Origin of the sequence: uncultured Sphingomonas sp. (assembly GCF_934560975.1) — a bacterium.
In the GTDB taxonomy this organism is placed as follows: Bacteria; Pseudomonadota; Alphaproteobacteria; order Sphingomonadales; family Sphingomonadaceae; genus Sphingomonas_I.
On the sequence record NZ_CAKTFO010000035.1, the window covers coordinates 1 to 20918 of the forward strand.

Consider the following 20918-nt stretch of genomic DNA (forward strand, 5'->3'; position numbering starts at 1 on the left):
CCACCAACTTCCTCGCCATGGTCCAGCTTGCCTCAATGCGGCTGTGGCTCCGAGCTTATGAGTCTACGACCTAGTTGGTGCTGGCGATATTGTCGAACGGGATGGCGCGGACGGGAACATCCGGTCCCGAGTTGCGCGGCGGCGATGCGACCAGGGGTGCCGCTGCCCGCCAGCAGGACAGGCCGCCCGTGCGGACGCGCACCTGTCTGTTCGGGCGGCGCGTCTGCCAGTGCATCTTCAAGAGCGATGAGGTCCGCCTGGGCCGGTGCGCCGCAGAATAGCTGCGCACCGTTCTCGGCGAACCTCAAGGCATCAGGGGCGATCAGGCCGCTTCCGAGCTCCGCTTGGCGCGCTTGCGATCGTGCGGGTCGAGGAAGCGCTTGCGCAGGCGGATGTTCTTGGGCGTGACCTCGACCATCTCGTCGTCGTCGATATAGGCGATGGCCTGTTCCAGCGTCATCTTCTTCGGCGGGGTCAGGCGAATGGCATCGTCCTTGCCGCCCGACGCGCGGAAGTTGGTCAGCTGCTTTGCCTTCATCGGATTGACCTCAAGGTCATCCGTCTTGGCATTCTCGCCGATCACCATGCCTTCGTAGAGCGTCTCGCCATGGCCGACGAACAGGACGCCGCGCTCCTCCAGCGGGCCGAGAGCGTAGCTATTGGCTTCGCCCGCGCCGTTGGAGATCAGCACGCCGTTCTTGCGGCCCTCGATCGCGCCCTTGTGGGGGCCATACTTCTCGAACAGGCGGTTCATGATGCCGGTGCCGCGCGTGTCCGACAGGAACTCGCCATGATAACCGATCAGGCCGCGCGACGGCGCGGAGAAGGTGATGCGCGTCTTGCCGCCGGTGGACGGCCGCATGTCGGTCATCTCCGCCTTGCGGAGGTTCATCTTCTCGACGACCGTGCCCGAATATTCGTCGTCCACGTCGATCACGACGGTTTCGTACGGCTCGGTCCGCTTGCCGTTCTCATCCTCGCCGAACAGCACGCGCGGGCGGCTGATGCCGAGTTCGAAGCCTTCGCGGCGCATCGTCTCGATCAGCACGCCGAGCTGGAGCTCGCCACGGCCCGCAACCTCGAAGCTGTCGCGGTCGGCGGCTTCGGTGATCTTGATGGCGACGTTCGATTCGGCTTCGCGCATCAGGCGGTCGCGGATCATGCGGCTGGTCACCTTGGTGCCCTCACGCCCCGCCATCGGCGAGTCGTTCACCGCGAAACGCATCGACAGGGTCGGCGGGTCGATCGGCTGCGCACGGATCGGCTCGTTCACCGACGTGTCGGCGATGGTGTTGGCCACCGTCGCGACGGTCAGGCCGGCGAGGCTGATGATGTCGCCCGCCTGCGCTTCGTCGACCGGCACCCGATCGAGCCCGCGGAACGACATGATCTTGGACGCGCGGCCCGCTTCGATCACGTTGCCGTCGGCATCCAGCGCGTGGATCGGCTGGTTGACCTTGACGATGCCGGAATTGACGCGGCCGGTGAGGATGCGGCCGAGGAAATTGTCGCGATCGAGCAGGGTCACCAGGAAGGTGAACGGCGCTTCCAGATCGACCTTGGGCGCGGGAACGTGGCTGACGATCTTCTCGAACATCGGGATCAGCGTGCCTTCGCGCGCATCCATGTCGGTCGAGGCGTAGCCGTTGCGGCCCGAGGCGTAGAGCACCGGGAAGTCGAGCTGCTCGTCATTCGCGTCCAGCGACACGAACAGGTCGAACACCTCGTCCAGCACTTCCTGAATACGCGCGTCGGCGCGGTCGACCTTGTTGACGACGACGATCGGCTTGAGACCGAGCGCCAGCGCCTTGCCGGTCACGAACTTCGTCTGCGGCATCGCGCCTTCGGACGAATCGACCAGCAGGACGACGCCGTCGACCATGCTCAGGATGCGCTCCACCTCACCGCCGAAGTCGGCGTGGCCGGGCGTATCGACGATGTTGATGCGCGTCTTTTCGCCATCGGGTGCTTCCCACTCGATCGAGGTGGGCTTGGCGAGGATGGTGATGCCGCGCTCTTTTTCGAGGTCGTTCGAGTCCATCGCGCGTTCTTCCACGCGCTGATTGTCGCGGAAGGTGCCGGACTGGCGGAAGAGCTGGTCGACCAGGGTAGTCTTGCCATGATCGACGTGCGCGATAATGGCCACGTTGCGGAGGCGCATGGTGGTCTTTCAGTTCGAGATTTCGGATCGCGTGCGCCTGTAGCCCATCCGCCGCATTGCAACAAGGCACGGTGTGCGCCTCCCGCAAACCGTGTCACTTGAATAATACAGCGATTGCCCCCTATCTTGGTTCTGTTCACCGCTGGAGAGCGACCCTTGGCGACGACCGCGACCGACACGAAGATCGACGACCTGGTGCTGACCCCGCCCACGCCGGTGCAGCCGATCGCGCCAGCCAGGGCGGCGGGGCTGGTGCCCTTGCAGGCGGAGCAGCAGAGCCAGCTCGACGCCAAGGCGGAAGGGTTCGTCGCGGAACTGGCGGCGCTGGACGCCAACAGCCCGGAATTCGGCAGGAAGGTCGACCAGATTAGCAACATGGGCCGGCGCGAGATCGCCGAGGCGGCGGGCCAGTCCAACCGCTTTCTCGATCGTCCGGTGCGCGCCATGGACAGCGAGAGCGGCGTGGGCGCGAACCTGGCCGAACTGCGCCGTACGATCGAGGATCTCGATCCTGGCAAGCGCGGCAACCTGACCGCGCCCAAGAAACTGTTCGGCATCATCCCGTTCGGCAGCAAGCTGCGCGATTATTTCGACAGCTACAAATCGTCCCAGACCCACATCGCCTCGATCCTCTCCAGCCTGTCCAACGGCAAGGACGAGCTGACCAAGGACAATGCCGCGATCGACGTGGAGCGGCAGCAATTGTGGGCCGCGATGGGCCGGCTGGAGCAGATGATCCATGTCTCCAAGGCGCTGGACACCAAGCTGGAGGGCAAGGCGCTGGAGCTGGAGGGGAGCGACCCCGCCAAGGCCAAGGCGATCCGCGAGACCGCTTTGTTCTACGTTCGCCAGCGCAGCCAGGACCTGCTGACCCAGATGGCGGTGACGGTGCAGGGCTATCTCGCGCTCGATCTGGTCAAGAAGAACAATGTGGAGCTGGTGAAGGGCGTCGATCGCGCTTCCACCACCACCGTCGCGGCGCTGCGGACGGCGGTGACGGTGGCGCAGGCGCTGACCAACCAGAAACTGGTGCTCGACCAGATCACGGCGCTGAACACCACCACCGCCAACATCATCGATTCGACCGGCAACCTGCTGCGCAGCCAGACCGCGCAGATCCACCAGCAGGCAGCGTCCGCCACCATCCCGATCGAGACTTTGCGCCGCGCGTTCCAGAATATCTACGACACGATGGACGCGGTCGATAAGTTCAAGCTGGAAGCGCTCGATTCGATGAAGACCACCGTCGACAGCCTGTCGGGCGAGGTCGAGAAGTCGCGCGGTTATATCGCGCGGGCCGAGGGCGCGGCGCAGGCGCGGCTGACGGCAGGCGGCGCCGGCGCCGACGATCCGTTCAAGCCAGTGAACTGATGGCCGACCTCAGGCGCATCTATTCGGAGGCTGACGAGGCGCGGCACCAGGCGGTGCTCCGTCGGGTGAGCAGCGCGGAACAGGCGCTCGCCAAGCGCGCGCGGCAGCGGCGGCGAGCGGCACAGGCGCGCGCGCTCAAGCGGATGATGATCGCGGCGGCCGTCATTGTCGCGGCGGCGATCGCCTGGGGCGTGGTGATCGGACCGATCGGACAGATGGGCTTCCTGGCGGCGGCGGTGGCGCTGGTGCTGAGCTGGGTGGCTGTGATCACCGTGTCGCGCGTGCCGGAGGTGAATGTTGAGGCGCTGGGGCAGAGCGACCTGCCGCAATTGCCCGAGCGGACCGGCCTGTGGCTGCAAAGCCAGCGCGCCGCCTTGCCCCCGCCCGCCGTGCAGCTGGTGGATGCGATCGGCCTGAAGCTGGACACGCTCGCCCCGCAACTGGCCACGCTGGACCCGCGCGAACCCGCGGCGGCGGAGGTGCGCAAATTGCTGGCCGACGAACTGCCCGATCTGATCCAGGGCTATACCCGCGTGCCCGAAAGCATGCGCAAGGCGGATCGCGACGGACTGGCCCCCGACCGGCAGCTGATCGAGGCGCTCGGCGTGGTGGACAGCGAACTGGCGCGGATGAGCAGCGATCTCGCCAGCGGCGACTTGCAGAAACTGGCCACCCAGGGCCGCTACCTGGAGCTCAAATACCGGGACGACGGCACGGTCTGACTTACCCCGATCGAAGGAAGGCAGAGTGCTAGAGGCAGCCGTCGAGCGGCCGCCTGACCAATCTCTCAAAAGAGCCGCCAGGGTGGATAGCGACGGTTGGAACCCGCATGGAATATGCAAAGCTGGTTGCCTGCCGGGTCCGAAAGACGTGCTTCCCTCCACAACCAAGGTTGATCCCGCGGTTCGGATGAGAAGACAAGCCCCTCGCTTTGCAGGCGTGCAACCGTTGCATCAAGGTCGTCTACTTCGAGATAGATGACAGGTCCATTTGATGGCACCGCATCTTGCAGATGGATGGAAAAGGTCGCTTCGCCATGGGGTAGTTCAAATCGGGCATATTCGTCGCGCGACGAGACAATCAGGCGTAAGCCGAGTGTGCGATAGAACATGACACTCGCCTGAAAGTTGACCGCTGCTACAGTGACCTGATTCAGGCGCATCGACGCTCCTCCATGATCGGCAGCAGAATAGCTTGGCGCGGTGCCGATCTTCAACGTGCGGCGGACCAAAGCCAAGGCCTGTCACATGCTTGTGAGTGCTTCCACGATCTCCCCGGCAGTGGCACCGGCCGCCTATAGCCCCGATGCTCCGCCGTGAAATCGCGCGCAGGAGCGGCGAATTGTATAGCATTGTGTCTGGACGCCGGCAGGCGTGCGGAGCGGCTTGACGGGTGCGTGGCGCGGCCCGAGAGGCAAGGTACGACAACATCGTTCGCTGCTCGTGGGTGCCAGATCGTTTGAGCCCTTGTCCGCCGCAATCCCCTCGCTTCTGGTTCCTTCGGCTGTTCGCCGCGCTCCTGTGGGCGGCGGGCCTGGTGCCGTCATGGTCCCCCGCCATCGCCGAGACGCTGCATGTCGGGCGAGAGCTGTGCCATGCCGTGACGCCGGACAATGCGCCAGCGCCTGATCGCTATCGCTGCGGGGGGCTGCCCGCCGGCTATGCACGCGGTACGCTGTGGCTGCGGGCCGATCTGACCCGCGACGCTGGCACCGACCAGGGAATCACCCTCCTGGTCCACCAGACCCGCTTTGAGCAGATGGCCGTGCTGTTCCGCTATGCCGACGGCCATGTCCGGCGGCAGGAGGTGCGGCGCGGCGACTATGGCGCACGCTGGCGGATCGGCGGGCAGATCGCCTTTGAGGCGCCGGAACATCCCGCGCGGCTCACCTCCGTGACGATGGGGTTCGCCCATCTGTCGAGCCACCGCCTGCTCCGCATCCGGCTGCTGGCGCCGGTGGAGGCCAACCGCGACCTGGCGGGGGCGGCGGTGCTGACCGGCGGATCGCTGATCCTGCTGCTGGCGGGCGGAATCTACAATCTGGCGCTGTCAGCCGCCGTCCGCCGCCAGTTCCTGGCGTGGCACGGCCAATGGGCGGTGTGCGTGTTCGTGTGGGGCCTGCTCTGGTCGCAGGCGGCGCTGATCGTGGTGCCGGGGGTGGCCGGGACGCCCGCCAGCCAGATCTCGACCTTTCTGGCCTGCCTTGCGGTCGGGCTTGCCACCGGCAGCGCGATCACCGCGCTGAAGGCCGTCCTGCCGCGATGGGCACAGCGGGGGGTGTTCACCCTGGCAACCTTGGTCGTGCTGCTGGGCATCCCGGTTGCCGTCAGCCGCGGGCCGGGGCTGGACCTGTTGGGTGACATCCTGTCCGTCCTGACCCTGCTGGTGCTGGCCGCCGTTGCCGCGTGCATGACCTATGCCTGGCGGCGCGGCAGCGAACAGGCGCGCGACCTGATCAAGACCTGGATCGTGCCGATGGCCGCCCTGGCCCTGACCATGGTGGTCGACCTCGACACATGGCTGTTCGGCGGCGGGTCGCAGATCGTGGTGCTGTTCGCCTCCGCCTTGCAGAGCATCTGGCTGTCCATCGCGGAAACCCGGCGGCTGGCGCACCTGCGGGTGGAGCTGGACGCCGCGCGGGCGGCGGAGCGGGCTCTGGCCGAGCTGGCCAATCGCGATCCCCTGACGGGATTGTTGAACCGTCGCGGCTTCGTCGCGCGGCTGGATCAGCTCTGCGCCGGCGCGCCCCACACGCCGCTCGGTCTGCTGCTGATCGATGTCGACCTGTTCAAGTCGATCAACGACCGCTTCGGTCACGAAGTCGGCGATTCGGTTCTGCGCTGCATGGCCGCCTATCTCCGCAAGCTGGACGAGGAAGGCTGCTTCACCGCGCGCATGGGGGGCGAGGAGTTCGCCGTGGCCGTACCCCGTCTCTCCTCCGCCGCACTGGAACGTTTCGCCGAACGGGTGCGCGGCGGGATGGCGCAATGCGACCATGGCGACGTCAGCAAGCACCGCACCGTCACCGTCAGCATCGGCGTGGCGCAGGGATCGACCACGACCGCCTTCCAGAAGCTGTATGCCGGCGCCGACCGCGCGCTCTACGACGCCAAGCGCGGCGGACGCGACCGGGTGGTGTTCCCCGCCCCGGGGGAAAGCGGCGGATCGCGCCAGTTGATGGAGCGCGACCAGATGGCCTTTCCCTGGGTCGACGCCGCGTCCTGACCCCGCAGGGTCGTCAGCGGCGGCGGGCGGCGAAACGGGCGATCGCCAATACCTCTTCCTCGGCCACGGCATTGCCGGCATAGCCCGAGGCCTTCACCTGCCGCTCCGCCTCGCCCAGGCGACCCATGGCGGTGGCGAGCGCCTCCGGCGTCCAGCGGGCAAGCTGCCCCCGCACCGTGTCGCGCTCCTTCCAGAAGATCGACTTGCCGGCGGTCTCCATCACCCGGTCGATGCTCTCGCCCTGCGCCATGCCCGACCGCAGCTGCGCCAGCTGGAGTGCGCGGCGGCCGAGCGCGCGGATCACCGGCACCCCTTCCATCCCCTCGCTCGCCAGCCGGGCGAGTTCGGCATCGGCCCTGGTCGGCTGACCGGAGAAGACGGCGTTGGTCAGCGCGGAAAGGTCGCCCTCTTCCGTCGCCGCGCCCAGCGCATCCAGCGCATCATGGCCGAGCGGCTTCGGCCGATCCGGTGCGGCATCGGCGTAGAGCGCATATTTCTCCAGCTCACGCGCGATCAGCGCCCGGTCCCCGCCGGTGGCGGCGGCGATGCGACGGGCGACATCGGGAAGCAGTTGCAGGCCGAGGCCGCGCCCGCTTTCCACCACCACCGCATCGGCATCGCGCCCTTCCGGCAGGTAGCTGACGTGTGACAGCGCCAGCGGGCTTGCCTCCACCAGCTTCAACAGCTTGGAATCCTTGCGCAACGCACCCGCGATCGCCGCGACGGGATTGCCCGCGGCGGGCGCTTCCAGCAACGCCTGCACCGCATCGAGCGCGTCGTCGGTCGCGGGATCGAGCCGGATCCAGCGCCGCCCGCCGAACAGGGAGATGGCGGCCGCCTCGTCCGCCAACCGCGCCGGATCGCCCTTCACTTGCGCGGCGGTCAGGTCGATCCGTTCGGCATCCGCCCCCACCGCCACGCCGAGCCGCGCCGCCAGCGCGCGCGACCCGGCCTCGTCGGGTCCGTAGAGCAGGTAGAGGCGAATCGCCGGATCGGCGCTGTCCAGCGCGCGGCGAAGCTTCGCCTCAGCGGGCTTCATGCGGCGCCGGATTGCGCGCGGCGTAGAGCGCGATCCGGGCGAGGATCTGGTCGGCCACCGCGCTCGACAGCCGTTCCAGCGCGGTCTGCTCCGCCGCGATCACGGCATATTCGGACGTGACCACGTCGATGCCCGCATCCGACCCGGCGGTGGCGTCGAGCAGCACGGCTTGGCTGGACAGATCGACCAGCTTGTAGCGCGCGCGCAGCGTCCGCCGCTCCCGCGTGACGGTGTTGTTGGAGCGGATGCCGAAGCCGGTCACCTGATCGTCGAGCAGGACATCGAGGCGATAGCGGGTCGCGCCGCCCCCCGTCCGCCCCAGCCGGTCGTTGAGCGCATTGCGCATCAGCCAGCCCGCTTGCCCCGCAATCGGTCCAACCTCCACCCCGCTCAAGGTCTGCGCGACGACGCCGTGGCTCCCGCCCTGATACAGCGGACGCAGGCCGCATCCGCCGAGCAGCAGGATCAGAGCCAGAGTCACGAGCCGTGTCATGCGACGATGTTCACCAGCCGGTCGGGTACCACAATCACCTTCTTTGGCGTGGCGCCCGCAAGGATCGCCTGCACCTTGGCGCTAGCCAAAGCCTGTGCCTCCAGCGCGGCCCTGTCGGCACCCTTGGGCGCGGTGAGCGTGTCGCGCAGCTTGCCGTTGACCTGCACGGCGACCGTTACCTCATCCTCGACCAGCATCGCCGGATCGACCGCCGGCCAAGGCGCGTCGGCAACGAGGCCCTCACCACCCGCGCGGGCCCACGCTTCTTCCGCCAGATGCGGCACCATCGGCGCGGCGAGCAGGATCAGAGCGCGCGCGGCTTCGTCGCGGGCGGCGGACGGCCTGGCCTTCTCCACCGCGCCGACCAGCTCGTACAGCTTCGCCACCGCCTTGTTGAAGGACAGAGCGTCGATATCTTCGGCAACGCCGGCAATGGTCTGGTGGAGCTTGCGGGCAAGAGCTTTGTCCTCGCCCTCGCCGCCAGTCGGCTCAGCGGCGCGCCACAGTCGCTGAACGAAGCGAGCGCAACCCTCTATCCCAGCGATGCTCCAAGGCAGATCGCGCTCGGGAGGTGAGTCAGAGAGCATGAACCAGCGAACCGCATCCGCGCCGTAGTGGTCGAGAATCGGTGCAGGGTCGACCGTGTTCTTCTTCGACTTCGACATCTTCTCGACGCGACCAACCCGAACTGTCGTACCTGTTCCCTTCACGACAACCTGATCACCTTGACGCTCGATTTCCTCAGGCGACAGCCAAGGTCCAAATTCGTCCACGCCAAAATTTGCCGAAGCATCGAAAGGTTCACCTGGAAAAGCCTCCTTCCAATCGTCCTCGGTGCCCTGGCGTTGTCCAACCACACGGTAGGTTTCGTGCGTCACCATCCCCTGCGTGAACAGGCCGGTGAACGGCTCCGCCACGTCGAGCTTGCCGATGTGGCGCAGCGCGCGCGTCCAGAAGCGGGCGTAGAGCAGGTGCAGGATCGCATGTTCGACCCCGCCGATATATTGCCCGACCGGCAGCCATTGCTCGGCCAGCCCCTTGTCGAACGGCCTGTCCTTGGGCTGGCTGGCGAAGCGGATGAAGTACCAGCTGGAATCCACGAACGTGTCGAGCGTGTCCGTCTCGCGCCGCGCCTTCGCGCCGCAGGTCGGGCAATCGACGTGGCGCCAGGTGGGATGACGGTCGAGCGGGTTGCCCGGCACGTCGAAGCTGACATCCTCCGGCAGCACCACCGGCAACTGATCCTTGGGCACCGCCACCGGACCGCACGCATCGCAATGGATGATCGGGATGGGGGTGCCCCAGTAACGCTGGCGGCTGACGCCCCAGTCGCGCAGGCGATAGACGGTGGTGCCGACGCCCCAGCCTTCGCCTTCCGCACGGGCGACAACGGCGCTTTTGGCATCCTCCGACGACAAGCCGTCGAGGAAGCGCGAATTGACGATGATGCCGGGATCGGTGTCGGCTTCATCACCCAGGGGGTCGCCGGCATGGTCGGCCGACTTCGCCACGACGCGCGTCACCGGCAGCATATATTTGCGCGCGAAATCCATGTCGCGCTGGTCGTGTGCGGGCACGCCGAACACCGCGCCGGTGCCATAATCCATCAGCACGAAGTTCGCGACGAACACCGGCAGCCGCCAGCTGGGATCGAGCGGGTGCGCGGCGGTGAGGCCGGTGTCGAAGCCCTTCTTTTCCGCCGTTTCGATCTCGGCGGCGGCGGTGCCGGTCTTGCGACAATCCTCGATGAAGTCGGGCAGGCCGGGGAGCGAGTCCTTCAGACCCTGCGCCAGCGGATGGTCGACCGACACGGCGACGAACGACGCGCCGAAGATCGTGTCGGGGCGGGTGGTGAACACCTCCACCTCGGGCAGCGGGCCGCCGTCCAACTGGAAGCGGAAGCGCAGGCCCTTGGACCGGCCGATCCAATTGGCCTGCATCAGCTTGACCTTGTCCGGCCAGTGATCGAGCGTGGAAAGGCCGTCGAGCAGTTCGTCGCCGAAATCCGTGATCTTGAGGAACCACTGGCTGAGCTTGCGCCGCTCCACCAGCGCGCCCGAGCGCCAGCCACGCCCGTCGATCACCTGCTCGTTGGCGAGCACGGTCATGTCGACCGGGTCCCAGTTGACCGCGCTTTCCTTGCGATAGACCAGCCCCGCTTCGTACAGGTCGAGGAACAGGGCCTGTTCGTGGCCATAATAATCGGGCGAGCAGGTCGCGAGTTCGCGGCTCCAGTCGAGCGCGAAGCCCAGCCGCTTCAGCTGCGCCTTCATCGCGTCGATGTTGGCATAGGTCCACGAACCCGGATGGACGCCCTTTTCCATCGCGGCATTTTCGGCCGGCATGCCGAAGGCGTCCCACCCCATGGGGTGCAGCACCTCATGCCCCGTCATCCGCCGATAGCGCGCCAGCACGTCGCCCATCGTGTAATTGCGGACATGCCCCATGTGGATGCGCCCTGACGGATAGGGAAACATCTCCAGCACATAGGACTTGGGCTTGGTGCTGTTGTCGTCGGCGTGGAACGTGCCGCGTGCTTCCCATTCCCGCTGCCAGCGCGCGTCGCTGTGGCCGGGGTCGAACCGTTCGCTCATGAGGGGCGGATCAGTTCACGCTGGCGTTGCGGCGCAGGTCGCGCGCCTTCTGGAGGATGATCTCCTCCAGCTTCAGGTTGGTGGACGCCTGCACGGCGGCATCGACCCACTGACCGTTCTGAAGGATCTGCCGCGCGGTGGCGACGCGCAGCGCGTCGGCGCGCAGATCCGCGTCCAGGATGGTGACCGATACCTTCAGCCGTTCGGTCGGAGAGCGCGGATCGGTATGCCAGTCGGTGACGATCACGCCGCCATTGCTGTCGGTCTGCGCGATGGTCATGAACGACACGGTGTCGAGCGCCGCGCGCCACAGATAGGCGTTCACGCCGATGGTGGTGACGCGGGCCGGGGCATCGGCCGCCTGCACCTTGCGCCGACCGGCGGAATGGCCGCAGGCGCCAAGCGCCGCGCACAGCATGAGGCCGAAAACAAGGCGGGAACGAACCATCGCGAAGGAAACCCCAGGGTATAAGCGTGAGGCCGGCCGTTATAGAAGGTCGCGTCCGCCCCGCAAGCGCGCTGCGGCGGGCTGCCACATGCACTCCGATTGTGGGCGCAATGCAACAGACGGGATTAATCGCCGGCGGTCGTGGAACGGTTCATCCTTTCCGTGGTAGCTGCCCTGCAAACATAAGGACTGCGCCAGAGTGGCTTTGATTCGGGGGAGATGGGCAAAGTGGGGCGGCGCGCTGGCGCTGGCATCCCTGGCGCTCGCCCCCGCGACATCGGCCGACGCGCGGCCGCGCCACCGTGGCAAGACGGTCCGGCCCGCCGCCCAGGCGGGCGAACTGCCCAGCTTCGGCGCATTCACCCCCGGTGCCGCCGATCCACGCATGGCTGCCGCCTTCGCACGCAGCGGATTGGGGAGCAGCAACTTTTCCGGCGGCGCGTTCCGCTTCACGCCGTCGGGTGATGCTTCCAGTCGCCGCGCGGTGACGGTGGCGGTGCGCGCGCGCGGGTCGACCCGCCCGCAGCAGAATGCCCATGCCGCAGCGGCCACCACCACCACCGAAGGGCTCGCCTCGCAGGCGTTCAGCCTCGGCGCGTCGATCGGTTGGAAAAGGTTTGCTCTGTCGGGCGACATCGCCAAGGTCGAGGACGTGGCGCTGCCGACCAGCACCGAATCGGCCGATATCGGCCTCAGCTATGCCGGCCGGCGCTGGTCGGGCAAGATCGACCTTGGCGCGGAACGGGCGAGCAGCGATCACGCCGCTTTGGTCGGGATCGACCAGAGCTGGTCCGTGGGCCTCGGCGGCTCCTATTCGCTCACCCGCAAGATCGACCTCACCGGCGGCGTCCGCTACAAGTTGCAGCGCGACCAGTTCCTGGCTTTGTCGGACAATCGTCGGGACAGCCAAGCGGTGTATCTGGGCACGACTTTCAAGTTCTGACGTGACGCGGGCGGGCGTTTGGCCGGCCCGACAGTCCTAAACTTCGGTGCCACGCCAATCGTGCACCTGATCGTCTTGCTGGATGCAGCATCCAGCCAGCCTCGTCGCGCCGCCCCCCCTCCCAGCCCCCCCCCCCGCGAAGGCGGGCGCCCGAGCGTGCCGAGCAATGCCCCTGCGGCTCCTGGACTCCCGCCTTCGCGGCAGCACTGTTTCCATCTGGATTAAGCGGCCCTCGCTTCCGCCACCCGGCATCATAGCGACGCGCGAAGCATCTCAGCCGATCTGGCCCGCATCAGGCTCCAACCAGGCGTCGATAGCGGCATAACCGCAGGCGCCGAGCGTGCGGAGGCGGATGAAGCGGCGCGGGTCCATCCCGCCGAGGGCCACCACCGGACACTCCGCATGGCGCGCCCACAGCCCGAACCGGACCGGCCCCAAGGCTCCGGCACCGGGATGCGAGCGCGTGGCAAAGACCGGCGACAGGAACAGGAGTTCAGCCGACGTGCCGTGAAGCGCCGGCACGTCATGCGCAGGCGCGGTCCTCAGCAAGGATCGGCAGGTCCGGCGGTGGGGCGAACGGCCATGCGCGCCATCCGCGCGCCAAGCTATGGCCTGTTTCGGCGTGCCCGCCAGCACCAGCACCAGCCGCCGCCGCCGCGCGACCGCCCGCACCCGCTCGAACAATACCCGCCGCTCCGTCAAGGGCGTGGCATAATGGCGAAACACGATGCCCGCGCCGCGCGGCAGCCGCTCCAGCGCAGGCCATAGCCGCTCGCCCATCCGTTCATCGGTCATCAGCCAGAGGCGCGGGAGAGACTGGCGGCGGGCCATCACGCTCGCCTATAGCGCGTCCATGCCTCCGATCGAAGACGATATGCCCGCCGGCCGGCTCGCCGCCATCAGCGCCACCATTGCCAGAACCGCCGCGCTCGCCGGGCGCGATCCCGCTGGGGTCGAGCTGATCGCCGTGTCCAAGACCCATGCCGTCGAGGCGATCCGGCCGCTGATCGCCGCCGGACAGCGCAGCTTCGGCGAAAATCGGGTGCAGGAAGCGCAGGCGAAATGGCCCGCGCTGAAGGCGGAAACGCCCGACATCCGCCTGCATCTGATCGGCCAGCTCCAATCCAACAAGGCGATGGACGCGGTGGCGTTGTTCGACGCGATCCACGCGCTCGACCGCCCCAGCCTGGCCGAGGCGCTGGCCGACGCCATTGCCCGCACCGGCCGCACGCCGACCCTGTTCGTTCAGGTGAATATCGGCGCGGAGGAGCAGAAGGGTGGCTGCGCCATCGGTGATCTGCCGGCGCTGCTTGCGCGGTGCCGTGCGCTGGATCTGTCCATTGCCGGCCTGATGTGCGTCCCTCCGCAGGACGTGGAGGCGGCGCCCTATTTCGCGCTGCTCGCCAAGCTGGCGAGGGAGCATGGATTGGCGGAACTCAGCATGGGCATGTCGAGCGATTATGAGACGGCGGTGCTGATCGGCGCCACGGCGGTGCGGGTCGGGACCGCCCTGTTCGGCACGCGCGGCTGACGCGGGAGGGGGCGATGCGATACCGATGGCGGCGGGTGGCGGCGGCGTTGTGCGCGGCCCTGCTGGCGGCGGGCGGCGCGGAGGCGCAGTCGGTCGCCCGCCCCCTGCCCTTTCCGATCGACCTGCCCGGCCAGTTCGGGCCGGTCCCGCTCCGCAACCGCCTGCCCGGGGTGGAGCATGAGCAATGGGAGATGCGCGGCGCCAACGGACGCGGCCTGCGCAACATCCGCAATCCTACGCTGACGCCTGTACTGCCCGATGCCGGTCGCGCCACCGGCGCCGCCGTGATTATCGCACCGGGCGGCGCATTCCGCATCCTGGCAATGGACAATGAAGGGTTCGATGTCGCCCGCATGCTCGCCAGCCGGGGTATCGCCGCATTCGTCCTGAAATACCGCACCATTCCCACCCCGCGCGACAGCGAGGCGTTTTTGGCGGCCATGGCCAGGGCGATGGCCGCGCCCCGCGACGGCACCCGCCCGCCCGACGTGCCACGCGATGCGCTGGAGGATGCGGAGGCGGCGGTGCGGCTGGTGCGGACCCGCGCGGCGCGGTGGCGGGTCGATCCCGAGCGCGTCGGTTTTCTGGGCTTTTCGGCGGGTGCGATCCTGGCGCTGGACGTCGGGCTGAGCGGGGACAAAAGTGCGCGGCCGGACTTTGTGGGCTCGATCTACGGCCCGATGATGAAGCGCGCGGTGCCGGAGGATGCCCCCGCCCTGTTCGCGGCGATCGCCCTGGACGATCCGCTGTTCGCGCGCGGCAAGGAGCTGGGGCTGATTGAATCGTGGCGCAATGCGGGACGCCCGCTGGAAGCGCATCTCTACGATCGCGGTGGCCACGGCTTCGCCATGCAGCGCAGTTCGGCCGCCAGCGAATTGTGGGTGGAGGAGTTTCTGGCCTGGATGCGGGACAGGCGGCTGACGCGGTAAGGCCGCGCCTCAGCGTATATCCAGCAGGTCGCCGGAACGCAGCAAGGGCAGCAGCAAGAGCAATGCGCCTTTCTCCACCGCCACGCACCCCTCCGTCGTCGCCCCGTCCCGCCAGCAGTGCAGGAAGATGGCGCTGCCCCGTCCGGGCACGGCCGGCGCGTCATTGTGGCCGAGCACGACCACCGCGTCGTAAAGCCCATCCTCCCGCCACACCCGCTCGGCCGAGCGGGGATGGGGATGGCGGACCGGCCGGTTGTAGGCAGGATCGGCCACGTCGTCGGACCAGCCATCGTCGGGCCTGATCCAGCGCCACGGCAAGGCCAGCCCCTGCGGCAACGGCGTGCGATCCGGGCGGAGCAGCACGCCCCGGATCGGCCATCGCCCCAGCGGCGTCGCGCCATCACCCTCGCATTTGTCGGCGGCCGGCAAGGTGCCCCCCCGGCCGATGCTGCATGGGATCGCGCGGTCATCCACGTATAGCAGCCCGGCGGCGCTATCGCAGACCAACATCACAGCAGATGCCCAGTGCGGTCGCGCTTGACCGCGAGGTAATGGGCATTGTGCGGGTTGGGCGGCAGCGCATGCGGCACGCGCTCCACCACGCTGACCCCTGCCGCCTCCAGCCCCGCGACCTTGTTCGGATTATTGGTGAGCAGCCGTACCCGCTCCTGCCCCAGCAGGCGCAGCATGGCGGCCGCGATGCTGAAGTCGCGCGCGTCGATGGCAAAGCCCAGCCGCAGGTTGGATTCGACCGTGTCATAGCCCTGATCCTGCAATGAATAGGCGCGCAGCTTGTTGACCAGGCCGATGCCCCGCCCCTCCTGGCGGAGGTAGAGCAGGATGCCCCAGCCGCTGGCGGCGATGGCGGCGATCGCCGCATGCAGCTGCGGACCGCAATCGCATTTCAGGCTGCCGAGCACGTCGCCGGTGAGGCATTCGCTGTGCAGCCGCACCAGCGGCGGATTGCCGTCGGGCGCGCCGATCACCAATGCCACATGCTCGGCCGCATCGGCGGGCGCGCGGAAGGCGACGATCTCGGCCTGTTCCGCGCCTGCGACCGGAAGATGCGCGCGCGCGGCGATGGCGAGGCCCATCTGCCGCGCATAGCCGGCAATGTCATCGGCCGTGACATGGGCTTCTGCCGGACCATCGCTTCGCACGAAGAAGGTCGGCAGCAGACCCGCGTTGCGCGCGAGCGACAAGGCCGCCGATGCGGCGCAGACCGCCACCACCGGACAGGTGCGATACGGCCCCTTCAGCGGCGTCGCGAGATCGTGGGCCGGATCGGCCAGCGCCACGGCGGCGGGCAGGTCCAGCCACGGCACCCGCGCCACCATCACCGGCGCACCCGGCGTCGCGGCATCGCGCTGGTTCGCAAGCTTCAGCACCGCCGCCCGCTCGTCTGACAGCAAAACGTCGGCCGTGCCGTCGGGATCGAAGGCGGTCAGGCGCGGATCGTCGGCCGTCTCCACCGCCAGCACGGATATGGTGCCGTCCGCGCCCGTGATCGCGACCGGCCAGCCGCGCCTGACGGCATCGATGGCGCGGGCCGCCGCACGCGGGTCGCTCACACCTGAAACTCGGTAACGAGCGGGACATGGTCGGACGGCTTCAGCCAGTTGCGGCAATCCTCATGCACCATATGCGCGACCGCCTTGGCCGCGAGCGAGGGCGAGGCCCACATATGGTCGAGCCTGCGGCCGCGATCGTTCACCGTCCAGTCGGGCGAGCGATAGCTCCACCAAGTATGGAGCCGCGCGGGCGCGGGATGGAAATGCCGGCCGAGATCGACCCAGTCGTGCGCCGCCTGGAGCCGACCCAGCGCCTCCACCTCCACCGGCGTATGGCTGACCACGTCCAGCAACTGCTTGTGGCTCCACACGTCCGACGGCAAAGGCGCGATGTTGAAGTCGCCCACCATCAGGGCCGGTTCGCTGAGGCAGCGGGACCATTCGGTCATCCGCTCCACGAAGGCGAGCTTCTGCGCAAATTTGGGATTTACCGCCGGGTCGGGAACGTCGCCGCCCGCTGGCACATAGACGTTTTCCAGCCGGAACCCCGCCTCCAGCCGCACGCCCACATGGCGTGCCTCGCCATTGTCCTGCCAATCATAGCGCCAGCAATCCTCCGGCGCATCGAGCAACGGCAAGCGGGAGAGGATCGCGACGCCATGGTGCATGCGCTGGCCGTGCAGGCGCTGGTGGACATAGCCCATGCGGTTGAAATCGGCGGCCGGAAAAACGTCGTCCGCCGCCTTGGTTTCCTGCAGGCATAATATGCAGGGGCGTTCCTGTTGCAGGAAGCGTTCCACGATCCCGATCCGCGCCCGCACCGAATTGATGTTCCACGACGCAATCTTCAGCACGGTCATGAGCAGCCTGTAGCGATCCTGCGACGGCGTGGAAAGCAGCAGGCGGAAAAGGAAGAGCCCCCGCTCCGGGGGCGGGAGCGAGGGCCGACCATGCGTTCGTCACGCAGGTGGGTCGCGCGGATCAGGCCCGGGTAACAGGGGGGAAATCCCGGACAGCCAGCGCGGCCACGTCCTCCATATAGGACAGCGTTCCTGTCGCTGCCATGAATAGATTGTTATCTATTGCGATTTCGCGGGCGTGGATCGCGCCACAGGAACGTCCTGTCGCTGACCGGCACGTTGAACCGCTGGTTCGACAGGACCAGGGTGGATCGGTTGCCCTGCGCGTCCAGCACCGTCCATCCCGCCAGCATGAGTCCGCCCGGCGCGGTCGGCGCCTGGGTGAAGCCGATGGTGATGGTGCCAATTTCCGGATGCTTGGGGTCCCGGCCTTCGATCAGGATGCGGCCGGCCGGCGCGTTGGGCAGCACCTTGGCGATGCCCGACAGGTCGCGATTGGGATCGAGCAGGATCGACAAGGGCGAGTTGCCGATCGGCCAGCGCGATACCTGTGCCACCTGATAGTCGATCATGATCAGCGCCTTGCCGTCGCCCACCACCAGCAGGGGAACGCCCTTCTGGTATTGGAATCGGACCCTGCCCGGGCGCTTCAGCGTGAGGGTGCCGGTCAGCGTCTTGCCGCGCTGGTCGGTCTGGGTGAAATCGGCCGTCATCGTCTCCACCGCGCGGAGATGCGTCTGCACCTGCCCCAGGACGCCGGTGGCGGCGGAGACGGGGGCGGCGGCAAGAAGGACGAGCGGGGCCGTGTAACGAAGCATGCGGGTTCCTAGCATGACGGCGCGGATACGCGAGAGGCGTTGAACTGTCCCTGAACCCGGAGGGTCCGCAACGTGCCGCTATGCCCGCCGCTCCTCTCGCAGCCGCTGCCAATATGCCAGCCGTTCCGCGATCTTCGCCTCGAACCCGCGTGGGGTGGGCGCATAGAAGGTCTGCGGCGTCATGTCCTCCGGCCAGTAATCGGCGCCGGAGAAGGCATCCGGCGCATCATGGTCGTAGGTGTAGCCCTTGCCATAGCCGGCCGTCTTCATCAGCTTGGTCGGCGCATTGAGGATGTTGGGCGGCGGCATCAGGGACCCCGTTTCCCTGGCCGCGCGCGCCGCCGCCTTGTACGCCATGTAGCCGGCGTTGGATTTGGGCGCGGTCGCCAGATAGACGATGGCGTTGGCAATGGCGAGTTCGCCCTCGGGCGAGCCGAGGAAGTCATAGGCATCCTTGGCGGCCACGCATTGCACCAGCGCTTGGGGATCGGCGAGGCCGATATCCTCGCTCGCCATCCGCACGATCCGGCGGAGCAGATAGAGCGGCTCCTCTCCCGCCACCAGCATCCGCGCGAGATAATAGAGCGCCGCCTGCGGATCGGACCCGCGCACCGCCTTGTGCAGCGCGGAGATGAGGTTGTAATGCCCCTCCCGATCCTTGTCATAGACCGCCACCCGGCGATGCAGCAGCTGCGCCAGCGCACCCGGATCGAGCGGCTGGGTCAGGCCGACAGAGAACAATGTCTCCGCCTGGTTGAGCAGGAAGCGCCCATCGCCGTCCGCGCTCGCCACCAGCGAATCGCGCGCCTCCGCCGTGAGCGGGAGGGGACGCCCTTCCAGTTCCTCCGCGCGATCGAGCAAGCGGGTTAGAGCGGCATTGTCGAGCCGGTTGAGGATCAGCACCTGCGCCCGGCTGAGCAAAGCGGCGTTGAGCTCGAACGATGGATTTTCAGTGGTGGCACCCACCAGCACCACCGTGCCGTCTTCGACGAAAGGCAGGAAACCGTCCTGCTGGGCCCGGTTGAAGCGGTGGATCTCGTCCACGAACAGCAGGGTCCGGCGGCCGAGCAGGGCATGCTCGCGCGCCTCGGCAAAAACCTTCTTGAGGTCCGCCACGCCGGAGAATACGGCCGAGATCGCGACGAACCGCAGGCCCACCGCGTCGGCCAGCAGGCGGGCGATGGAGGTCTTGCCCGTGCCCGGCGGTCCCCACAAGATCATGGAGGACAGGCGGCCGGCGGCAACCATCCGGCCGATCGCGCCGGTGGGACCGGTGAGATGTTCCTGCCCGATCACCTCGGCCAGCGTGGACGGACGGAGCCGGTCGGCCAGTGGGGCGTCGGCAGGCGGGGAGGATCCCGGCGCGTCCCGCGGCGGCTCGGTTCCAAAAAGGTCGGACATGCCTTGCCTATAGAACGCCCCGCCGCCCCTGCGAAGGCGCGCGCTGCCCACCGCCCCGTGCTGCCGCCGGAAGATGGCGCCGCCATCCGGCTCGGTCCGGCGGCACGAAGGCGTGGGTCGCCCCTTCGCAAAAGCCGCAATTGAATCGTTACAAGATATATCTTATATATAGCACGACTAAGTGGAGATATGAACAATGCATTTTGAACATGGCTTCGGCCGCTGGTTTGGCGGCGGTGGATTTGGCGGCGGCATCCATGGCCTGCACCGTCACGGCGGAGGCCGGGGTGAACATAGTCGCGGCGGCGGCGGTGGCGGCGGACGGCGCCGCGTGTTCGACGGGGGCGAGTTGCGGCTGGTGCTGCTGGCTCTGCTGGAGGAGCAGCCGCGCCACGGTTACGACCTGATCCGCGAGGTGGAGGAGCGGACCGGCGGCGCTTATGTTCCCAGCCCGGGCGTCGTCTATCCAACGCTGACCATGCTGGACGAACTGGGCCATATCGACGAGGTGAAGGAAGCGGGCGCCCGCAAACGCTTCGCCATCACCGAAGCCGGTCGCACCCATCTGGACGAGAAGCGTGACGAGGCCGACGCCCTGATCGCGCGCCTGTCGCGCCTCGGCCAGGAGGAAAGCCGTCATGGGGCCGCGCCGGTCAAGCGGGCGATGATGAGCCTGCATATGGCGCTGCGCGACGCCCTGTCCTCCACGCAGGATCGCGACATGGTGCACGACGTCACCGCGATCCTGGACGAGGCGACCCGCAAGATCGAGCGGCTGGAACGGTGATGCGCCGACATGATCGCGCGCCCATCTTCCGGGCTATCCAAGGAGAATGACATGACCCAGAGCTTTTCCAGCAGCGCCGCCGTGCCGACGGACAGCGGCAGCCGCTACCTCCAGCAATTGTGCAAGCATTGGTCGCACAATCTGGCAGTGGAATTCACGCCCGACCATGGCACGGTGACCTTCCCCCGCGACGCGCGCGGGGCCGATTACCCGGGCGATGCCGTCGCGACGTTCGACGCGCGCGAGACCAGCCTGGAGGTGCGGGTCGACGCATCCTCGATCGAACAGCTGGCGCAACTCAAGGCGGTGGTGGCAAGCCACCTCGATCGCTTTGCCTTCCGCGAAGCGCCGCTGACGTTCGACTGGCGGGACGCCTGACCGCCCCGCCGCCGCCGTCAGTCGTCAGTCCGTCAGGCCAGCGCCACGCCCGCCGGCAGCGGGCCGGTCACCGCCTCTGCCACTTCCGTCCGGTCGATCGGAGCTTCCTCGCCGCGCGAATAGGTGCCGACCAGCAGGCCGGCGGCCAGCACGTGGCCGCGCAACGCATAGGCCAGCGCCTCGCGATCGGGGGTGGGCCCGAGTTCCGGCACGGCGCCGAGCGCGAACAGCTGGAACACATAATCATGGCTGCCATGCCCGGTCGGCGGATCGGGCGGCAGCCAGCCTTCCGTGAAGAAGCTGCTGCGACCGACATCGCGCCCGTCCGCCTGGCCATCGCCGTCGCGGACGATCGCTCCCTCCGCCAGCCGCCGTTCGTCGGCGGGGATGTTCCAGAGGATGGCGTGCACCAGGGGCTGCGTCGCCGGG

The 20918-nt window shown here is 67.7% G+C and carries 22 protein-coding genes; 8 read left to right on the plus strand and 14 right to left on the minus strand.

What is annotated here, in order from left to right; genetic code table 11:
* Positions 1-70: 70 nt before the first annotated feature.
* Complete coding sequence (locus Q0D93_RS14430) at positions 71-202, minus strand: hypothetical protein (RefSeq protein WP_294395607.1); 132 nt, start codon at positions 200-202, stop codon at positions 71-73.
* 120 nt (positions 203-322) lie between these two features.
* The gene (gene typA, locus Q0D93_RS14435; RefSeq protein WP_294395609.1) at positions 323-2161 is read right to left on the minus strand and encodes a translational GTPase TypA; all 1839 of its coding nucleotides are present in this window, start codon (positions 2159-2161) and stop codon (positions 323-325) included.
* Between the two features lie 156 nt (positions 2162-2317).
* On the opposite strand from typA, the gene Q0D93_RS14440 reads away from it, so the two are divergent.
* Positions 2318-3532: a toxic anion resistance protein gene (locus Q0D93_RS14440; protein ID WP_294395611.1), complete on the plus strand. Its 1215-nt coding sequence runs from the start codon at positions 2318-2320 to the stop codon at positions 3530-3532.
* Positions 3532-4254, plus strand: a complete 723-nt coding sequence (locus tag Q0D93_RS14445; protein ID WP_294395613.1) for a hypothetical protein — start codon at positions 3532-3534, stop codon at positions 4252-4254. Before Q0D93_RS14440 ends, Q0D93_RS14445 begins: the two co-directional genes overlap by 1 nt.
* Positions 4255-4319: 65 nt before the next feature.
* Here the strand turns inward: Q0D93_RS14445 and Q0D93_RS14450 are convergent, their stop codons facing one another.
* A complete protein-coding gene (locus tag Q0D93_RS14450) occupies positions 4320-4694 on the minus strand; it encodes a VOC family protein (protein WP_294395615.1) in 375 nt (124 codons plus the stop codon).
* Positions 4695-5068: 374 nt separating this feature from the next.
* Here Q0D93_RS14450 and Q0D93_RS14455 point away from each other — a divergent pair, with 374 nt between their 5' ends.
* The gene (locus tag Q0D93_RS14455; RefSeq protein ID WP_294395616.1) at positions 5069-6757 is read left to right on the plus strand and encodes a GGDEF domain-containing protein; all 1689 of its coding nucleotides are present in this window, start codon (positions 5069-5071) and stop codon (positions 6755-6757) included.
* 13 nt (positions 6758-6770) lie between these two features.
* Here the strand turns inward: Q0D93_RS14455 and holA are convergent, their stop codons facing one another.
* From holA to Q0D93_RS14475, 4 genes are read right to left on the minus strand one after another with little or no spacing between them, the layout of a single operon-like run.
* A complete protein-coding gene (holA, locus tag Q0D93_RS14460; protein WP_294395618.1) occupies positions 6771-7796 on the minus strand; it encodes a DNA polymerase III subunit delta in 1026 nt (341 codons plus the stop codon).
* Positions 7783-8289, minus strand: coding sequence for an LPS assembly lipoprotein LptE (lptE, locus tag Q0D93_RS14465; protein WP_294395619.1), 507 nt, complete (start codon positions 8287-8289; stop codon positions 7783-7785). The genes holA and lptE overlap by 14 nt, the downstream gene beginning before the upstream one ends.
* A complete protein-coding gene (gene leuS, locus Q0D93_RS14470) occupies positions 8286-10883 on the minus strand; it encodes a leucine--tRNA ligase (protein ID WP_294395621.1) in 2598 nt (865 codons plus the stop codon). The genes lptE and leuS overlap by 4 nt, the downstream gene beginning before the upstream one ends.
* A gap of 10 nt (positions 10884-10893) precedes the next feature.
* Positions 10894-11331 (minus strand): DUF3576 domain-containing protein, encoded by a 438-nt coding sequence (locus tag Q0D93_RS14475; RefSeq protein ID WP_294395622.1) that lies wholly within the window; start codon positions 11329-11331, stop codon positions 10894-10896.
* A gap of 199 nt (positions 11332-11530) precedes the next feature.
* Between Q0D93_RS14475 and Q0D93_RS14480 the strand changes: the two genes are divergently transcribed.
* On the plus strand, positions 11531-12274 hold the full coding sequence (locus tag Q0D93_RS14480; RefSeq protein ID WP_294395624.1) for a porin: 744 nt from the start codon (positions 11531-11533) through the stop codon (positions 12272-12274).
* A 273-nt stretch (positions 12275-12547) separates the two neighbouring features.
* Here the strand turns inward: Q0D93_RS14480 and Q0D93_RS14485 are convergent, their stop codons facing one another.
* Complete coding sequence (locus Q0D93_RS14485) at positions 12548-13105, minus strand: thiamine phosphate synthase (protein ID WP_294395626.1); 558 nt, start codon at positions 13103-13105, stop codon at positions 12548-12550.
* 22 nt (positions 13106-13127) lie between these two features.
* Between Q0D93_RS14485 and Q0D93_RS14490 the strand changes: the two genes are divergently transcribed.
* Positions 13128-13805, plus strand: coding sequence for a YggS family pyridoxal phosphate-dependent enzyme (locus tag Q0D93_RS14490; RefSeq protein ID WP_294395628.1), 678 nt, complete (start codon positions 13128-13130; stop codon positions 13803-13805).
* Positions 13806-13819: 14 nt separating this feature from the next.
* Positions 13820-14734 carry an alpha/beta hydrolase gene (locus tag Q0D93_RS14495; protein WP_294395630.1) on the plus strand — a complete coding sequence of 305 codons (915 nt, stop codon included), beginning with the start codon at positions 13820-13822 and terminating at the stop codon, positions 14732-14734.
* A 9-nt stretch (positions 14735-14743) separates the two neighbouring features.
* On the opposite strand, the gene Q0D93_RS14500 is transcribed toward Q0D93_RS14495, so the two are convergent.
* From Q0D93_RS14500 to Q0D93_RS14520, 5 genes are all read right to left on the minus strand, one after another.
* A complete protein-coding gene (locus tag Q0D93_RS14500) occupies positions 14744-15244 on the minus strand; it encodes a L,D-transpeptidase family protein (RefSeq protein WP_294395632.1) in 501 nt (166 codons plus the stop codon).
* Complete coding sequence (gene ribA / locus Q0D93_RS14505; RefSeq protein WP_294395634.1) at positions 15244-16305, minus strand: GTP cyclohydrolase II; 1062 nt, start codon at positions 16303-16305, stop codon at positions 15244-15246. Before ribA ends, Q0D93_RS14500 begins: the two co-directional genes overlap by 1 nt.
* Positions 16302-17105: an exodeoxyribonuclease III gene (locus Q0D93_RS14510; RefSeq protein ID WP_294395636.1), complete on the minus strand. Its 804-nt coding sequence runs from the start codon at positions 17103-17105 to the stop codon at positions 16302-16304. The genes ribA and Q0D93_RS14510 overlap by 4 nt, the downstream gene beginning before the upstream one ends.
* Positions 17106-17320: 215 nt before the next feature.
* Positions 17321-17923 carry an outer membrane lipoprotein carrier protein LolA gene (locus tag Q0D93_RS14515; protein WP_294395638.1) on the minus strand — a complete coding sequence of 201 codons (603 nt, stop codon included), beginning with the start codon at positions 17921-17923 and terminating at the stop codon, positions 17321-17323.
* 78 nt (positions 17924-18001) lie between these two features.
* Positions 18002-19324: a replication-associated recombination protein A gene (locus Q0D93_RS14520; RefSeq protein ID WP_294395640.1), complete on the minus strand. Its 1323-nt coding sequence runs from the start codon at positions 19322-19324 to the stop codon at positions 18002-18004.
* Between the two features lie 196 nt (positions 19325-19520).
* On the opposite strand from Q0D93_RS14520, the gene Q0D93_RS14525 reads away from it, so the two are divergent.
* Together Q0D93_RS14525 and Q0D93_RS14530 are read left to right on the plus strand one after the other, a co-directional pair.
* Positions 19521-20111, plus strand: a complete 591-nt coding sequence (locus Q0D93_RS14525) for a PadR family transcriptional regulator (protein ID WP_294395642.1) — start codon at positions 19521-19523, stop codon at positions 20109-20111.
* A gap of 51 nt (positions 20112-20162) precedes the next feature.
* Positions 20163-20489 carry a DUF2218 domain-containing protein gene (locus Q0D93_RS14530; protein WP_294395644.1) on the plus strand — a complete coding sequence of 109 codons (327 nt, stop codon included), beginning with the start codon at positions 20163-20165 and terminating at the stop codon, positions 20487-20489.
* Between the two features lie 32 nt (positions 20490-20521).
* Here Q0D93_RS14530 and Q0D93_RS14535 read toward each other — a convergent pair.
* Positions 20522-20918 (minus strand): YbhB/YbcL family Raf kinase inhibitor-like protein (locus Q0D93_RS14535; RefSeq protein WP_294395646.1); only part of this gene is annotated, 397 nt, incomplete at its 5' end.

Excerpts from the sequence above, each read along its gene's own strand:
- Q0D93_RS14515 (WP_294395638.1), bottom strand. The coding sequence starts at position 17,923 with ATGCTTCGTTACACGGCCCCGCTCGTCCTTCTTGCCGCCGCCCCCGTC.
- holA (WP_294395618.1), bottom strand. The coding sequence starts at position 7,796 with ATGAAGCCCGCTGAGGCGAAGCTTCGCCGCGCGCTGGACAGCGCCGAT.
- Q0D93_RS14485 (WP_294395626.1), bottom strand. The coding sequence starts at position 13,105 with ATGGCCCGCCGCCAGTCTCTCCCGCGCCTCTGGCTGATGACCGATGAA.
- Q0D93_RS14500 (WP_294395632.1), bottom strand. The coding sequence starts at position 15,244 with ATGTTGGTCTGCGATAGCGCCGCCGGGCTGCTATACGTGGATGACCGC.
- Q0D93_RS14510 (WP_294395636.1), bottom strand. The coding sequence starts at position 17,105 with ATGACCGTGCTGAAGATTGCGTCGTGGAACATCAATTCGGTGCGGGCG.
- Q0D93_RS14530 (WP_294395644.1), top strand. The coding sequence starts at position 20,163 with ATGACCCAGAGCTTTTCCAGCAGCGCCGCCGTGCCGACGGACAGCGGC.
- leuS (WP_294395621.1), bottom strand. The coding sequence starts at position 10,883 with ATGAGCGAACGGTTCGACCCCGGCCACAGCGACGCGCGCTGGCAGCGG.
- Q0D93_RS14475 (WP_294395622.1), bottom strand. The coding sequence starts at position 11,331 with ATGGTTCGTTCCCGCCTTGTTTTCGGCCTCATGCTGTGCGCGGCGCTT.
- typA (WP_294395609.1), bottom strand. The coding sequence starts at position 2,161 with ATGCGCCTCCGCAACGTGGCCATTATCGCGCACGTCGATCATGGCAAG.
- Q0D93_RS14520 (WP_294395640.1), bottom strand. The coding sequence starts at position 19,324 with ATGTCCGACCTTTTTGGAACCGAGCCGCCGCGGGACGCGCCGGGATCC.
- Q0D93_RS14490 (WP_294395628.1), top strand. The coding sequence starts at position 13,128 with ATGCCTCCGATCGAAGACGATATGCCCGCCGGCCGGCTCGCCGCCATC.
- Q0D93_RS14450 (WP_294395615.1), bottom strand. The coding sequence starts at position 4,694 with ATGCGCCTGAATCAGGTCACTGTAGCAGCGGTCAACTTTCAGGCGAGT.
- lptE (WP_294395619.1), bottom strand. The coding sequence starts at position 8,289 with ATGACACGGCTCGTGACTCTGGCTCTGATCCTGCTGCTCGGCGGATGC.
- Q0D93_RS14525 (WP_294395642.1), top strand. The coding sequence starts at position 19,521 with ATGCATTTTGAACATGGCTTCGGCCGCTGGTTTGGCGGCGGTGGATTT.
- Q0D93_RS14495 (WP_294395630.1), top strand. The coding sequence starts at position 13,820 with ATGCGATACCGATGGCGGCGGGTGGCGGCGGCGTTGTGCGCGGCCCTG.
- Q0D93_RS14445 (WP_294395613.1), top strand. The coding sequence starts at position 3,532 with ATGGCCGACCTCAGGCGCATCTATTCGGAGGCTGACGAGGCGCGGCAC.